The sequence below is a fragment of the Porcipelethomonas ammoniilytica genome (assembly GCF_025567485.1).
Taxonomy (GTDB): Bacteria; Bacillota; Clostridia; order Oscillospirales; family Ruminococcaceae; genus Porcipelethomonas; species Porcipelethomonas ammoniilytica.
In genome coordinates this window covers 74,188-89,840 of record NZ_JAOQKH010000006.1, presented here as the reverse complement: position 1 = coordinate 89,840, position 15,653 = coordinate 74,188, and the positions used below count along the sequence as shown (strand labels likewise).

The following is a 15,653-nucleotide window of genomic DNA, read 5'->3' as shown; positions in this document are numbered from 1 at the left end:
AAAGGCGGTAAAAATTTGAATATATTAACTGTTTCACCTTCACCTCATGTTAAAGATAACATGAGTACACAGCGCATAATGCTGTGCGTAATAGCTTCACTTCTTCCGGCTGTAATAGCTTCAGGAATTATTTTCGGACTCAGAGCTTTAATGCTCATTGCAGTCTGTATACTTTCATGTATTATATTTGAAGCCGTTACAAGAATTATAATGAAAAAAGAACAAACAATCGGCGACCTCAGCGCTGTTCTTACAGGACTTCTTCTCGCACTTAATCTTCCTGTAACACTTCCGTTCTGGCAGGCTGTGATAGGCTGTTTCGTGGCAATTGTCATAGTAAAGCAGCTTTTCGGTGGCTTGGGACAGAATTTTGCCAATCCGGCAATTGTGGGAAGAATCGTACTTATGCTTTCATTCACTTCAAATATGACCACATGGGCTGTTCCTCAATACTGGAAAGAAAACGGTAAAGAAATTGTAACAAGCGCAACTCCCCTTGTGACTGAAACTGCGTCATACAAGGATCTGTTCTTAGGCTACACAGGCGGCTGTTTAGGCGAAACCTGTGCGCTGGCACTTTTAATAGGCGGTATTTACTTAATTGTCAGAAAAATCATTTCTCCTGTAACACCAATTGCATTTATCGGTACTGTTGCTTTGCTGAATCTTATCGCAGGAAACGACGTACTGTATCAGGTACTTGCAGGCGGTCTTATTCTGGGTGCGTTCTTCATGGCGACCGACTACGTTACAACTCCTGTTACTCCAACAGGAAAGCTTATTTTTGGAATTGGCTGCGGTATAATAACATTCCTTATAAGACAATTCGGCAGCTATCCGGAAGGCGTTTCATTCTCAATACTTCTTATGAATATAGTAACGCCTTATATTGACAGATTTACAATGACAAAACCTATAGGAGCAGTAAAGGAGGCTAAAGAAAAATGAAAGAAAAAATAATGCCCCCTCTTGTACTGATGCTTATTTCAGCAATAGTCTGCGGACTGCTGGTACTTGCAAATTCAGCTACCAAAGACAAAATTGTAAAGGCTCAGGAGGAAAAATTCAGTAATTCACTTACAGAAACATTCGGAGAAGCAGATTATAAAATTACTGACCTCTCCTACGATGGTATAACATCAGTCACAACTGATGAAAAAGGCAGAGTAATTTTTGAAATAGTAGCAGACGGTTATTCAAAAGGCGGTCTTGATTTATTGATCGGTATTGACGAAAACGGCGGCGTATGCGGTATTAGCTTCCTTGCTATAGGAGAAACTCCGGGATTGGGTACAAAAGTACAGGAAGATCAAAGCTTCCTTGACCAATTTATGGGTGCAAGCAATGAAAACTACGAATTTGACGTGATAACAGGCGCTACATACTCCTCAAAGGGAATGAAATCAGCCGTAGACCTTGCCTTAAAAACCTACAATGAACACAAGGAGGAAATTTTAAATGGGTAATATAAAAGAACTTACCAAAGGAATAATAAAAGAAAATCCGACTCTTGTGGGACTTCTGGGTATGTGTCCGACGCTTGCAGTCACCACTCAGGCGGTAAACGGGATCGGTATGGGACTTGCAACTACATTTGTTCTGCTGGGTTCAAATATAGTAATTTCACTGCTTAAAAAAGTAATTCCAAAGGCTGTAAAGCTTCCCTGCTATATCGTCATAATCGCAGGCTTTGTAACGCTTATAAGCTTTCTGCTTCACGGCTTTATACCAAGCCTTTATGACGCTCTGGGTACATTTCTTAATCTTATCACCGTTAACTGTATCATTTTAGGACGCGCGGAAATGTACGCATGTAAAAACAAGGTCATTCCTTCCGCCCTTGACGGTCTGGGAATGGGTCTTGGCTTTACGCTTGCCCTGTTTCTTATGGGATCGGTAAGAGAAATCATGGGTTCAGGCTCATGGATGGGACTAAAGATTCCGGGATTTGAACCTATGTCCGTATTTGTAATGTCCGCCGGAGGATTTTTCGTTCTGGGCTGCATTATAGCATTGGTAAACAAAATTGCCGGCAAAAAGCCTCCGCAGAAAATCGGCTGTGCAGGATGCCCTAATGCCGCAAGCTGTGCAGGCAGAAAAGGAGGAGAATAATGAAAAGTATTTTTATCATAATGCTGTCGGCAATACTTGTTGACAACTTCGTACTCTCCAAATTCATGGGTATTTGTCCGTTCTTAGGCGTTTCAAAAAAGCTTTCCTCAAGTCTGGGAATGGGTGCAGCTGTAATATTTGTTATGACCTGCGCTACTGCCGTTACATATCCTGTATACTCGTTAATTTTAGAACCGAACGGTCTTGAATATCTCAATACAGTAGCATTCATTCTGATCATTGCGCTGTTTGTACAGCTTGTTGAAATAATTCTCAAAAAGGTGATGCCGCCTCTTTACAACTCTCTTGGCGTTTATCTTCCGCTGATAACAACTAACTGTGCAGTACTGGGCGTTACACTCCTTAATATTGACAACGGCTACACATTCCTTGAATCAATTGTAAACGCAGTATGTGCCGGAATCGGTTTCTCACTTGCGCTTATTCTGTTCTCAGGAGTACGCTCAAAACTCGAAGACGCCGACATTCCGAAAACATTCAAGGGAATCCCCGCAACTCTTATTGCCGCATCAATCGTATCTTTAAGCTTTATGGCATTTTCAGGATTTATAAGTTAAAAAGGAGGAAGATAATAAATGTTTGAAACATACTTTGTTCCCATACTCATTTTTGCGGTACTGGGACTTCTTGCAGGAGTTTTGCTTACTGCCGCTTCAAAAATATTTTATGTAAAAACCGATGAAAGAATCGAACAGATTTCAGACGCTCTTCCTCAGGCAAACTGCGGAGCATGCGGCTTTGCAGGCTGCTCGGACTATGCAAATGCAATCGTTGAAAAAGGCGCCGCAACAAATCTGTGCAAACCGGGCGGCACTGAAGTAAGCGCTAAAATAAGCGAAATACTCGGTACAGAGGCTATGTCGGTAACACCTGAAACGGCTGTAGTTCACTGTCAGGGAAACTGCGATGCAGTCAAAACAAGATTTACTTTTGACGGGGTTGCAAGCTGTTCTGCCGCAAAAAGACTTTACGGCGGCTCTAAAAGCTGTACATACGGTTGTCTTGGCTACGGCGACTGCGTTAATGTCTGTGATGAAAGCGCCATTGAAATAGTAAACGGCGTGGCAGAAGTAACAGGCGCATGCATTGCATGCGGAAAATGTGTAAAGGTATGCCCTAACAGTCTGATTTCAATTAAACCGATAATCAATCACATCGACGTTAAATGCTCCTCAAAGGACAACGGAAAAATTACAAAGCAATCCTGTTCAAACGGCTGTATAGGCTGTAAGATATGCGAGAAAAAATGCCTTTCAGACGCCATCAAGGTTGTTGACTTCCATGCCGTTATTGATTATAATAAATGTACCGGCTGCGGAACATGCTATGAAGCCTGTCCCACAGGCGCAATAACTAACTGCGAGGACTGATAAAATGAGAAAAATTTTTTCAGTGATATTATGCACTGTATTTTGCGTTTCTCTTTGTTCCTGTTCTGATAAAAGAGAAGAAAATAAAAATGAAGTTTATGAAAATTTCAGGGAATATATTGCCGAAAACACTCTTGAAGAAAACTATTATATTCAGATTTCCAAAACAGCATCAGAATCCCACATTTTAACAGAGGCGTCAAAACTGAATGATGACTGCGCTTTTATGCATTACGACGTTAACGGTAATCTGAAATTTTACCGTGACGGAAAATACACTGCTCTTTCAATTTCAAACCTATATATCCCCGAGGAAAAGGACGCTAAATGGGAAGATTTTGAATATGAAAGCATGGCTGCCAGCTACCGAGAAATTATTGCACAGCTTTGCAGTAATACGGACGACAGCAGCAAAAATACCGTAAAAGACATAAACGTTTCCGATTCGGACAATAAAGAGTTTCCAGACAAATATTCCGTTCAATATGATTTGGAAACTGTTGATACAAGATCTCTTTTTCAAAACGGAGGAAACTTCGGCAGTCTCAGCATAAAATTTCTGTCTGATGAAAACGGTAAAAATTATAAGGATATTTCACTAAATTGTCAGTACGATTACAATGATGAAATCTATGTAATATCCGTAAAATACGGTACTCCGGATTCACCTGACGAAAAAGGAGAAAACGGACAGCGTCCTGAGGATATAGAAGAAATATTCCAGAATTACGTTGACAAGCTTACCTCTGCATATACAAGCTCTGATTTTAATTATGAGGATTATCTGGATCAGTATATGAACCAGTAAATGCTTATGCTGACACAAAAAACGCTTTACCAATATTGGTAAAGCGTTTTTATATTACTGTTGTTTATCCAAGCTCGTAAAAAGCTTTGCATTAAGATTGGGAAAAGCTGAGGTATATTCTGTCCATTCTAATGAAACTTCATCTTTTTCATCAATGGAATTAAACTCTATATAATCCTCAAGTGTTGCATAACCATAAAATTTATTAAAGCTTTTCCAGTAATTCCAGTGAAGCTTTTCATAATTATATTCATCTTTGCCGTTTTCGCCTATTGTTCCGAACATACTTTCAAAATATTCATCAAAACTTGAATATTCATCATAATATTTGTACGAAAGCTCCTGCAATAAGGAAAATTCATCGTAAAGCTCGACATCATCATCAATCCCATATCTTTTGATAATATAAGATATATCCTCGTCACTATTCCGAAGATCTTCAATAAGAATTTCTTTAGTAACTACTACACCCGTTTCACTAAGACGGTTATACAGAATCTCCGCATTGTCAGAAAATTGCGATGGGATAATATAAATACTACCGTTGTAATTTACACACCAGCAATCCGCTTCTTCATAATAAGGAGCTCTTATCATTCCAAGCTCCAGCATACTTTCAAACTGTTCAAAGTTTAGAATACGTCCTTCAGATTGATTCAAATACATCGAACCGAATGAAGCTGAAGATTCGTCCGAACCCCAGCATTTTAAAGCCTCCGGAGGATACAATACAGCAGACAGATAATCAAATACTGTTATTTCGGGTACTTCAAGCATGTATTTTTCCAATAACGCAATAGTATTTTTGAATGATTCCCTTACAGGATAATCACTGTTTATATAACAGTATATGCTGTCAGTCAGCATCTGTTTTTCAGACATATTAACATAATCCTTGCCGTATGCTTCACAAATTTCCTTTGCCTGTGCTTTACTGATTTTATACTCATCAGAGTTTTCATTTAACATATCAGCAAGATAAATTCTATATGTTTCTGTTACTTTATTATTTATATGTTCAACATATTTCATATTATTAAAAATACATTTCTCTAGAAATTCGCCCATTTGCGGGGTTGAATCAAGAATAAACAACTGACTTATCTGCTCGTAAGTAAGAGTATAACGCCTTGTTATTGAAGAACCGGTTTTAAGCTTATATGTAAAATTCACTTTATAACGAGGATAATCCGCTTTCGGAGTACCGTCATAATAAGTTTCAGAATCATAGCTATCTGAATAATAATAATCGTCACTGAAAAATGATTCTTCAAACTCTCCGCTGTTATATAAATCCAGAGCATCCTTATGAACTTCTATCACTTTTTCAATAATTTGTTTCTGAGTATAAACTCGGTCAAATTTTTTATCCAGATAATCTACATGATATCCCGAAATAACATTCTGGTCGAATCCCTGATAACTTACTCTAACATTTTTTACGGAATTTACCGACGGAATTTTGCTTTCTACACCAAATCCTTTAGTACCAACGGCAATAATACATACTATCAAAATTGAAACCATAGTAACTGCATATCTTATGAACGATTTGTAAATTTTCTTAAAGCCTCTGTTAGTAATAACCTCAAATATAAGATAAACAATAAGCGAGAATATAATAACAGGAATAATCGTTGTTATATCATATCTTGCAATAAGAGAAATCGCCATAAGTACAGATGTTATAACAAGATAGTAAAGCAGCTTGTAAACATAAGGTTTTGAAACGTCCTCCGCTTTTCTTTTCAAATACAAAAACATGGAAAGCGCAAAAACCGCAGCTGTGAACAATAAAAAGAACACAACCCATTTACCATAAGCTCCTGCAGAAATACAGCCTATAAAGTCAGAATAAGTATATTCATTTGAAGCCAAAAGATATATAAGATAAATTCCGGCGCCTATAGGACTTGTATAACCTAAAACAGGCAAAATTGTATCAAATATTGATACACCGTATAATTGTGCAAAAAACATTGTTGCAATAACTGCAATCAGTCCCGGTATCAGGATATTGATAATAAGAATATTTATTATACTTTCAAATAATGTACCGCAGCAGTTTAATACTAATACGGTAAGAGTATACAATAAGGCCATGATAAGCAGTCCGGCAAATTCGCCCTGTATTATCAGAGATACAAAGGAACCGTTCTCAAGAACACCAGATATATTTTTTACACATACTCCCGACGCTAATAATATTGCCCATGAAAGAATACATGCCGCAATATACGGAATTAAGTAAACTGCAAGACCTGAAAAAAAGTCGCTGATAAATTTATATTTTCTTTTTATAGGCAGAGAATAGATCATATCAACCTGTGATTTCTTATGAAGATAGCTGAAATTATTTACAGCTATAATTATACCGCAAAATATGGAGACAGCTATGCAGAATAATGAGATCATTGCAAAAAATCCTATACTTATTTCACTCATACTTTCTTCATCTATTGCGACAGCCGTCAGAAGTACAGACAGCATAGGCAGTCCCAGCATCTGTAAAATACTTATTACAATCAGCATTTTTTTATTCTGTTTAAGACTCAGCTTAAAATTTATCCAAAACATGTTATTTGTTCTCTGTTTCAATGGCATTATAGTCATAGCCCAGCACCTCCATTTCATAAATAAATATTTCTTCCAAAGACAGCGGTATTATATCAAGAACAATAGGTTTTTTAGGTTCAAGCTTTTTCTTGATTTCATCTACCTCTCCCCTTGCAATTAAATGATAAACACTCTGATTTTTTTCATAATGCAGTATTTCAACTCCCGTTCCGGCAAGCTCTTCCTTTGAATAGTACTGAGGCATCTCCGGATCGGCAGATTTAAATACTGCCTGAATTTTATGTATATTTCCCTTGACGCTGTCCAGATCCCTGGAAAAAATAATTTTACCCTGATGCAGCAGCGCAACGCTTTCGCAGACTTCATTAATTTCTTTTAAATTGTGCGAAGAAATAATAGTTGTCAGATTTCTGTCGATCATTGCGTCCACAAGCATTCTTTTAACAATAATTCTCATTGTAGGGTCAAGACCGTCAAATGCTTCGTCAAGAAGCAAGTAGTCCGTCTGACACGCCAGAGCTGTAATTACAACCGCCTGACGCTTCATTCCCTTTGAAAAAGCGTTAAGCTTTTTCTTTAGCGGCAGGTTTATAGTACTTCTGAGCTTTTCAAAAAGTTCCTCTGAAAATTTCGGATAAAAGCTTTTGTAATAATTTTTCAGTTCCTCCAGAGTAAAAGATGTAAACTGGATTGTTTCGTCATTTATAAAAAATATTCTTTTCTTAACTTTCGGATTGTCAAACACTGCTTCTCCGTCAATATAGATTTCCCCTTTTTCCTGCTTGTAAATACCTGAAAGCAGTCTCAGTATCGTAGACTTACCGGCTCCGTTAGAGCCCAGCAATCCAAATGCCGTTCCCTGCGGTATGGTAAGGTCAATACTGTCAAGAACCTGAAAATCATCAAATTTCTTGACAACTCCTTTTAATTCTATCATAATTCCACCCCGTCTATTCTTTCTTTAAGTTCATCCTTTGTAATACCGATTTTAACCGCTTCATACACTGAATGATCAAAATCCTCTAAAATATAATCCTTAACAGAAGAATCACAGATTTTTGCAATAAAACTGCCTCTTCCTGAAACAGAATATATAATCTTATTTCTTTCCAGTTCCTGATAAGCTTTGGCGACAGTATTCGGATTAACTCCGATTTCCTTAGCCAGACTCCTTACACTTGGAAGCTGTTCATTTTCTTTTAACACTCCTTTAATGATTAATTCAATTGTCTTTTTATAAAGCTGTTCATAAATCGGAGTTCTGCTTTGCAGGTCAAGATCAAACATATATATGACCATTCCTTTCACTACGCTCACCGTTCCAGTAACGTTTTGTATTATTTAATATAAAAAAGATAACAGGTATTCTTAGATTATACCCTATTCCAATTTTTACTTTACTTCTGCTTTATAATATTGATTGTTTATCTTTACCGCTACAGCTTCTGTCACGGCAATGCCGGATATTTCGTAAATATCACTATAAACCCAAAAATCTCGTTTCTTACTATCTTTGCCAAACCAATCAATACTATTTAATTCGTCCTTAGACAATGGCTTTTTCGTATCTGAATCAAAAGTGATTTGTTCTGCAACAGCAGTAATATAATTTCCCAGTTCACTATCCGATACAGTTTCCGAAGTAACTTGATAAACGGTATCATTACAGATTAATTGAGTTGCATTTTCAGGATTGATTTTAAATTGATTACTTAATGATTCGTGCTTTAATGATGTAAAATCAAATATTGTATCTTGAGTTGTAATTTTTTCAGTAAGAATTGCTTTGTGATGACCTTCATTAACATCTACTATCAGGTAATCAGTATCATCCGAATCTGTATACACATTTAAAAAACTAATAACGATGGCGCTTTCGTCTAAATCTGACCTGAAATTAAATATTGATTTATCCATAGAGTTTTGCTCCAGTATTTTTCCATCGTCATTTACTGCCACAACTTTACGGATATAACCAACCCAATCTCCTAAACTTTCATTAGAATAAGTGTTTTCTAAGATCGTATAGCTGTTGGATTTATAAATAAATTGCGTAACATTATCCGTGTTTAAAACACATTCCTCTTTATCACTCAAGTTCTCTTCAACTTTTGCCTGAATTATTCCACAACCTGTTAATATAATACCGACCAATATTACAGTAAACATTGTAAAAATTTTTTTAAAGTTCATAATAATTCTCCCCCTATTTCAGCACAGTGTACCGTTCAAACTAATACAGTTAGTATACAACAATTTTTAAGATTTGTCAAGTATATTTAATATTAAAAAATTAATGTAACATTTTAAAGCCTTCAATCGTATTATTGGTGAAGTACTTCAAAAGAACTGCAAAGGAGTGATCCAGAATGGAGCAAAACGACATGGAATTAATATACGATAAATTCAGTAATACAGTTTACCGAACCGCTTTTTCATACTGTAAAAACCATGCCGACGCAGAGGACATAACCTCGGACGTATTCATAAAGTGTTTTACCGGAAAATACGCCTATGACAGCGACGAGCATTTAAAAGCATGGCTGATCCGCTGTACCATTAACCGATGCAAGGACATATTCAAGTCATTCAGATTCAAACATGTCGTAGCTCTCGATGACGCAGAAATTGTCTATGAATCTCCGGAAGAAAGTACAGTATTTCATGAAGTTATGAACCTGCCCGAAAAATACAGAATAGTTATACACCTTTTTTATTACGAAGGATATTCAACAAAAGAAATTGCTGAAATATTAAAAAAATCTGATTCAGCAGTACGTACTCAATTATGCAGAGGACGGGAAATGCTTAAAAAATCACTTGGAAAGGAGTTTCATATATGAAAATTGAAGATTATAAAAATGTAACGGACAGAATAGAAATCAGAGAAGAATGCCGTAAGGAGATAATTAATATGAGTATTGAAAAGAATAAATCAAAACACAAATGGTCAAAAAAGACTTTTATTCCTGTAATCGCTGCCGCCATAGTAGGCTGCACTGCTATTACCGCCGCTTTCGCAGATGATGTAATATCTGTATTTTCGAAGGAAAAAGCAAAGCAGGAAATTACCGCCGAAGTCGCTGACGGAACAGAGTATAAGGTTAACAAAGGCAACCAACTTAATTATGATATACTGGAAGATCATGCAGAATCATTAAGTGAAGAATGCGATACTAACGGACTGAAAGTAAAAGCTGAAAGTATTTTTTGTGACGGTGAAAATTTAACTGTTATTTTTACAGCCGAAAACAATAATCCAGATATAGAAAACAACTATCATATCTTTGCAAAAGGAGTAAGAGTTGACATCGGCGGAAAATCCTTCAGCGACATAGATAATATGTGTCTGCCGTGGATCGACCTTATCAGAGACTACGAGGGAGCGTCTGCTTATACAGGTACGTTCCAGATGCATATTCCTGAAAATTTACGCTTTACAGACACAACCGACATTAAAATTCATATTGGCGTATATGAATCTGCCGATGTCTGGGAAAACGGCAATATATTAGATTATTACGAATACTGTAGGGAAAACAATATAGATTATAGACAAGATCCACAAGGTGCTGAAAAGTATTACAGTCAGTTTAACGCAGGCGGAGATTTTCTTTTAAAGGTCACTCCGGATATGTCCGCAAACAAAATAAACGACACCATTTATAAAGATGAAGAAATCGGTATTGAAATCTGTCAGGTAAAATCAACTCCCTATTGTCTGTCAATAAAATATAAAAATTCTTCGGAAATGTCGCTGGCAATGCTTGTTTATGATGAAAACGGAAATCAGCTTGAACTTAATCTGGCAAATCAAGGAGAATACGATGGAAATTACCAGACACACAATTTCAGTTCAACAGATTCTAAAGCTATAACCGTTCAGTTTGTAGATAAAAATTCTGAAAATCTTGACGTTGTATGTTCTTTTGAAATTCCTCTGGATTAATATCAAAAAATAAAGCAGACACTTCATTCGTGTCTGCTTTATTTTACGTCTTTTTATTGTTTAACCATATTATCAATAAAAAATTTATGAACCGCGGTACTGCCTGTAAGCTCCGGATGGAAAGCAGTAACTAATTGTCTGTCTTGTTTAGCAGCAATTATTTTATCGTTAACCGTTGACAGTACTTCAGCCTTTTCGCCAACGAATTCAATATAGGGAGCTCTTATAAAAGTCATCGGTATTTCGCCTATGCCGCTGAATTCAGCGTTAGTCTCAAAACTGCCAAGCTGTCTGCCGTATGCGTTTCTTCTGGCAATGATATTCATTGTTCCTATGTGAACAATATCGTCATTATAAATTTTTTCAGCAAGAAGAATCAGTCCGGCGCATGTTCCGAATGCCGGAAGTCCGTTTTTGATCATATCACGAATAGGATCCATAAGCTCAAGGTCATTTAAAAGCTTGCCCATGACAGTGCTTTCACCACCCGGAAGGACGATTGCGTCCATATGAGCTTCAATGTCCTTTTTCTGTCTTATTTCAAATGTTTCAGCACCAAGACTTTCCAGCATTCTTTCATGCTCGATAAATGCTCCTTGAAGAGCAAGAACACCAATTTTCATTACTTGCCTCTTTCAGCCATAAGCAGCTGAATCTCCTGCTCGTTAATTCCTACCATAGCTTCGCCCAAATCCTCGGAAAGTTCAGCCAGCATTTTATAATCATTGTAATTTGTAACTGCTTTTACAATTGATGAGGCACGTTTTTCAGGATTTCCGGATTTAAAAATACCTGAACCGACAAATACACCCTCTGCACCAAGCTGCATCATAAGCGCAGCGTCAGCAGGAGTTGCAACACCGCCTGCGGCAAAGTTTACAACTGGAAGCTTACCGTTTTCGGCAACATATTCTACTAAAGTGTAGTCAACCTGTAAATCTTTGGCAGCCTGATAAAGCTCGTCTTTTGACATTGAAGTGAGTCTGCGTATCTCACCCTGCATCATTCTCATATGTCTTACTGCCTGAACAACGTCTCCGGTGCCAGGTTCGCCCTTAGTTCTTATCATTGATGCACCTTCGCTGATTCTTCTTAGAGCTTCTCCTAAATCCTTAGCGCCGCATACAAACGGTACGTCAAATTTTGTTTTATCAATATGATACTTGTCATCAGCCGGAGACAATACTTCGCTCTCATCAATATAATCAATTTCAATAGCCTGAAGAATCTGCGCTTCTGCAAAGTGACCTATCCTGCATTTTGCCATAACGGGAATTGATACAGCCTCCTGAATACCCTTGATCATTTTAGGATCGCTCATTCTTGAAACGCCGCCTGCCGCACGGATATCAGCCGGTATTCTTTCAAGCGCCATTACTGCGCATGCTCCTGCTGCTTCAGCGATTTTTGCCTGTTCCGGAGTCGTAACGTCCATAATAACTCCGCCTTTGAGCATCTGAGCCAATTCTTTATTAAGTTTATAACGTTCGTTTGCCATAAATTTCATACCTTTCTGTCAGCCAATTTTAAAATTAAACATCTTGACTGTTTTTTTATAATACGATATAATAATACTACTAAATTGACATTGCTTCAATAGTCGGTTTTAGAATATTTAATAAGGTCGGTTGGAATGTTAACATTTAATCTTGATTCAAATAGTAAAACCCCTCTTTACGAACAGCTTTATTATCGCATAAGAAACGAACTTGAAACAGGCGGCATAAAATCCGGAGAAAAACTGCCCTCAAAACGTGAACTGGCGTCACACCTGAAAGTAAGTGTGGTAACTGTAGAAACAGCCTATTCACAGCTTGCGGCAGAGGGATACATAACTTCGAGACCCGGAAGCGGATTCTACGCAGAAGCGGTTCAATACCGTACGCAGCCGGAAAACAGCAGCATATATATTCCGGAAAAATCCTGCTGCAAAAATTATAAATATAATTTTAAAACAAATATGGTTGATACCGGTTTGTTTCCATTTTCCACATGGGCAAAGCTTTCAAGAGAAACTTTAAGTGAGCAAAGTCCGGAACTATTAAGCGCATGCGATTCCAGAGGTATTTATGAGCTGCGTCTTGAAATTTCAGATTATCTCAAAAGCTTCAGAGGCATTGAGGTGCATCCGGATCAGGTTATAATCGGCGCAGGTTCGGAATATTTGACAGGACTGATAATACAGCTTCTGGGAAGAAATCTGGTTTACGGAATTGAAAACCCGGGATATACCAAAATTTTTAAAATTTTTAATTCACATTGTTTAAAAATTCTGCCTATACCTATGGACGAATTGGGTGCGGAATGTGGATTCATAAAAAATTCCCAAGCAGACGCCGTACACATTACGCCCTCTCATCATTTTCCTTTGGGAACCGCTATGCCCGTCAGCAGAAGAACGGAAATTTTAAACTGGGCATATTCTTCTCCAAACAGATATATTATAGAAGATGATTATGACAGTGAATTCAGATTCTCCGGAAAACCGGTACCTGCAATGAAAAGTCTTGACAGCAGAGACAGAGTTATATATATTAATACTTTTACCAAAAGTCTTGCTCCCTCGATGAGAATCAGTTACATGATACTTCCTCCAAAGCTTCTTGAAAAATTTATGAAAGAACTTGGATTTTATGCGTGTACAGTCCCCGTATTCGAACAGCTGACCCTTTCTAAGTTTATGGGAAGAGGACACTTTGAAAGGCATATACGCCGTATGAAAAAGCTTTACCGTCAGAGACGGGATACACTGACAGAATCTATAGAATCATGCAAACTGAAAAATTATGTTAGTCTTAAAGGGCTTGATTCCGGGCTTCACGTACTTATGAAGCTCAACAATGGCATGAATGAAAAACAACTGGTAGAATCAGCTGCTAAGGAAAATGTAAAGGTCTACGGACTATCGGAATATTATTCCTTCGGAAAAGAAAAAGTACCGAAAAGCTGTATTGTTGCAGGTTATTCGGGACTTGACGAAAAAGAAATCACCCAAGGTATAAAGTGCCTTGAACAGGCATGGACATAAAAATTTTAATTACATGGATTTTTTCTGTTCCTTTTCACTGCGCAGCTGCTTTTTAAGCAGCTGTTCAAAAAAGTATTCAGCTTTCCCTTTATTCTTTTCAGTAAGACAATTCCAGCGTTCAAGCAAGTTCTTTTCTTCAGTGTTCATATTGTTTTTACCGTATTTTATATTCGTTATGCCTGTTATATAGTCTATGGAAACATTATAAAAATTTGAAAGCGTTATAGCATGATGAAGCGGTAATTCTCTTTTTCCGCTTTCATATTTCTGATATTGTGACTGATTGGTATTTAATAATTCTGCAATTTCCTTTTGTGTTTTATCCGCATCTTCACGTAAATCACGTAATCTTTGATAATAATACATAAAAATTCCTCTTCTGTTTTGTGCCTAATAGAGATATTATAATATATCCGTTTGAATATATTGACAAAATAGACTCAATGGAGGTATAATATGTAATATGATGTCCGAATGAATATAATTTATCCGAACATCTTTCTCCTTTTTTATAATCATACAATCAGTAGATCTGCAAATCGTCCCTAGCAGTTAAATAATATACATCTCACCTTCCCCAAAAGTGAATATAATATTTATGCAGGGGCGATTTGCAGATTTATTAAAAACGATTCCGCAAACAAACCGAAGCTTCGGTACTGTATAACGGCAAAACAAGTTATTTTTTCATAATTTTTATTATATTATTTTTTTAGCTATTGACTTTTGGACTTTAAAGTGGTATACTATTAAATACAAAATATTAAAGGAGAAATTCAAATGATTATAGTATGCAAAAATTCAACGGAAACAGAAATAAAAAATTTGACAGATAAATTTGAAGATTTAGGATTCAGAACACATCTCAGCACAGGTACTGAAACAACTATTATCGGACTCATTGGCGACACCTCAAAGATTGATGTTGAAGACGTTGCCGCACTTGATATTGTTGAAAAAGTTCAGAGAGTATCAGAGCCATACAAACTGGTCAACAGAAAATTTCACAATGAAGATACTGTGATAGACGTAAACGGAGTTAAAATCGGCGGAGGACATTTTGCAGTAATGGCAGGACCTTGCTCCATTGAAAGCGAAGAACAAATCGTAAACTGTGCAAAAGCAGTAAAAGCTTCCGGCGCAAACTTTTTAAGAGGCGGAGCTTTTAAACCCCGTACTTCACCTTACGCATTCAGAGGTCTTAAAGCAAAAGGACTGGAGCTTCTTCTGACTGCAAAAAAAGAAACCGGACTTCCTATTGTAACAGAACTAATGAGCCTTGAACATCTGGATCTGTTCAACGATGTTGATATTATTCAAATCGGCGCAAGAAACATGCAGAATTTTGAAATGCTTGCAGAAATCGGAAAATGCCGCAAACCTATTCTTTTAAAAAGAGGTCTTGCAAATACTATTGAAGAATGGCTGATGAGTGCTGAATACATTATGTCAGGCGGAAATGAAAATGTAATTCTCTGCGAAAGAGGAATCCGTACATTTGAAACTGCTACAAGAAATACTTTTGATGTTTCAGCAATTCCGGTACTTCATAATCTAACTCATTTGCCTGTTATTGCGGATCCAAGTCATGCTTCAGGCAAATCTTCTCTTATAAGACCACTTGCAAAATCAGCAGTTGCAGCCGGTGCAGACGGACTTATGATCGAAGTTCATCCGGAACCGTCAAAGGCATTGTGCGACGGTGCACAGTCACTCACTCCTGACGCATTTGACGATGTTATGACAGATGTAAAAAAACTGTGTGAATTTGAAAATAAAACTTTATAA

Annotated in this window: 16 protein-coding genes and 1 pseudogene; 10 read left to right on the top strand and 7 right to left on the bottom strand. The window is 37.1% G+C overall.

The features are described from left to right. Window positions 1-15: 15 nt before the first annotated feature. The 6 genes from OCV67_RS06490 to OCV67_RS06465 are packed head-to-tail and all read left to right on the top strand — an operon-like array spanning window position 16 to window position 4,311. Window positions 16-948, top strand: coding sequence for an RnfABCDGE type electron transport complex subunit D (locus tag OCV67_RS06490; RefSeq protein ID WP_147643174.1), 933 nt, complete (start codon window positions 16-18; stop codon window positions 946-948). Continuing rightward, window positions 945-1,466, top strand: a complete 522-nt coding sequence (locus OCV67_RS06485) for an FMN-binding protein (RefSeq protein ID WP_147643173.1) — start codon at window positions 945-947, stop codon at window positions 1,464-1,466. The genes OCV67_RS06490 and OCV67_RS06485 overlap by 4 nt, the downstream gene beginning before the upstream one ends. Continuing rightward, window positions 1,459-2,112, top strand: a complete 654-nt coding sequence (locus tag OCV67_RS06480; protein ID WP_147643172.1) for an RnfABCDGE type electron transport complex subunit E — start codon at window positions 1,459-1,461, stop codon at window positions 2,110-2,112. Before OCV67_RS06485 ends, OCV67_RS06480 begins: the two co-directional genes overlap by 8 nt. Next, a complete protein-coding gene (locus OCV67_RS06475) occupies window positions 2,112-2,690 on the top strand; it encodes an electron transport complex protein RnfA (RefSeq protein WP_147643171.1) in 579 nt (192 codons plus the stop codon). The genes OCV67_RS06480 and OCV67_RS06475 overlap by 1 nt, the downstream gene beginning before the upstream one ends. Before the next feature lie 18 nt (window positions 2,691-2,708). Continuing rightward, window positions 2,709-3,503 (top strand): RnfABCDGE type electron transport complex subunit B, encoded by a 795-nt coding sequence (locus OCV67_RS06470; protein ID WP_147643170.1) that lies wholly within the window; start codon window positions 2,709-2,711, stop codon window positions 3,501-3,503. Between the two features lie 4 nt (window positions 3,504-3,507). Beyond that, on the top strand, window positions 3,508-4,311 hold the full coding sequence (locus OCV67_RS06465; protein ID WP_147643169.1) for a hypothetical protein: 804 nt from the start codon (window positions 3,508-3,510) through the stop codon (window positions 4,309-4,311). 54 nt (window positions 4,312-4,365) lie between these two features. Here OCV67_RS06465 and OCV67_RS06460 read toward each other — a convergent pair whose 3' ends face one another. From OCV67_RS06460 to OCV67_RS06445, 4 genes are all read right to left on the bottom strand, one after another. Continuing rightward, window positions 4,366-6,924: a hypothetical protein gene (locus tag OCV67_RS06460; protein WP_147643168.1), complete on the bottom strand. Its 2,559-nt coding sequence runs from the start codon at window positions 6,922-6,924 to the stop codon at window positions 4,366-4,368. Further along, window positions 6,890-7,825 (bottom strand): ABC transporter ATP-binding protein, encoded by a 936-nt coding sequence (locus tag OCV67_RS06455; RefSeq protein WP_147643167.1) that lies wholly within the window; start codon window positions 7,823-7,825, stop codon window positions 6,890-6,892. Before OCV67_RS06455 ends, OCV67_RS06460 begins: the two co-directional genes overlap by 35 nt. Beyond that, window positions 7,822-8,175: a GntR family transcriptional regulator gene (locus tag OCV67_RS06450; protein ID WP_147643166.1), complete on the bottom strand. Its 354-nt coding sequence runs from the start codon at window positions 8,173-8,175 to the stop codon at window positions 7,822-7,824. Before OCV67_RS06450 ends, OCV67_RS06455 begins: the two co-directional genes overlap by 4 nt. Window positions 8,176-8,280: 105 nt before the next feature. Then, window positions 8,281-9,081, bottom strand: a complete 801-nt coding sequence (locus OCV67_RS06445) for a NisI/SpaI family lantibiotic immunity lipoprotein (RefSeq protein ID WP_147643165.1) — start codon at window positions 9,079-9,081, stop codon at window positions 8,281-8,283. A 176-nt stretch (window positions 9,082-9,257) separates the two neighbouring features. On the opposite strand from OCV67_RS06445, the pseudogene OCV67_RS06440 reads away from it, so the two are divergent. Together OCV67_RS06440 and OCV67_RS06435 are read left to right on the top strand one after the other, a co-directional pair. Next, window positions 9,258-9,650 (top strand): annotated as a pseudogene (locus tag OCV67_RS06440) (RNA polymerase sigma factor); the annotation flags it as partial. A gap of 77 nt (window positions 9,651-9,727) precedes the next feature. Continuing rightward, window positions 9,728-10,837 (top strand): DUF4179 domain-containing protein, encoded by a 1,110-nt coding sequence (locus OCV67_RS06435; RefSeq protein ID WP_147643164.1) that lies wholly within the window; start codon window positions 9,728-9,730, stop codon window positions 10,835-10,837. Window positions 10,838-10,890: 53 nt separating this feature from the next. Here OCV67_RS06435 and pdxT read toward each other — a convergent pair whose 3' ends face one another. Both pdxT and pdxS read right to left on the bottom strand, forming a co-directional pair. Continuing rightward, window positions 10,891-11,460, bottom strand: a complete 570-nt coding sequence (gene pdxT / locus OCV67_RS06430; RefSeq protein ID WP_147643163.1) for a pyridoxal 5'-phosphate synthase glutaminase subunit PdxT — start codon at window positions 11,458-11,460, stop codon at window positions 10,891-10,893. Then, complete coding sequence (gene pdxS / locus OCV67_RS06425; protein ID WP_147643162.1) at window positions 11,460-12,335, bottom strand: pyridoxal 5'-phosphate synthase lyase subunit PdxS; 876 nt, start codon at window positions 12,333-12,335, stop codon at window positions 11,460-11,462. The genes pdxT and pdxS overlap by 1 nt, the downstream gene beginning before the upstream one ends. A 135-nt stretch (window positions 12,336-12,470) precedes the next feature. Here pdxS and pdxR point away from each other — a divergent pair, with 135 nt between their 5' ends. Beyond that, a complete protein-coding gene (pdxR, locus tag OCV67_RS06420) occupies window positions 12,471-13,865 on the top strand; it encodes a MocR-like pyridoxine biosynthesis transcription factor PdxR (RefSeq protein WP_147643161.1) in 1,395 nt (464 codons plus the stop codon). Between the two features lie 9 nt (window positions 13,866-13,874). On the opposite strand, the gene OCV67_RS13645 is transcribed toward pdxR, so the two are convergent. Next, window positions 13,875-14,231 (bottom strand): helix-turn-helix domain-containing protein, encoded by a 357-nt coding sequence (locus OCV67_RS13645; RefSeq protein ID WP_147643160.1) that lies wholly within the window; start codon window positions 14,229-14,231, stop codon window positions 13,875-13,877. A gap of 414 nt (window positions 14,232-14,645) precedes the next feature. Here OCV67_RS13645 and aroF point away from each other — a divergent pair, with 414 nt between their 5' ends. Beyond that, on the top strand, window positions 14,646-15,653 hold the full coding sequence (aroF, locus tag OCV67_RS06410; protein ID WP_147643159.1) for a 3-deoxy-7-phosphoheptulonate synthase: 1,008 nt from the start codon (window positions 14,646-14,648) through the stop codon (window positions 15,651-15,653).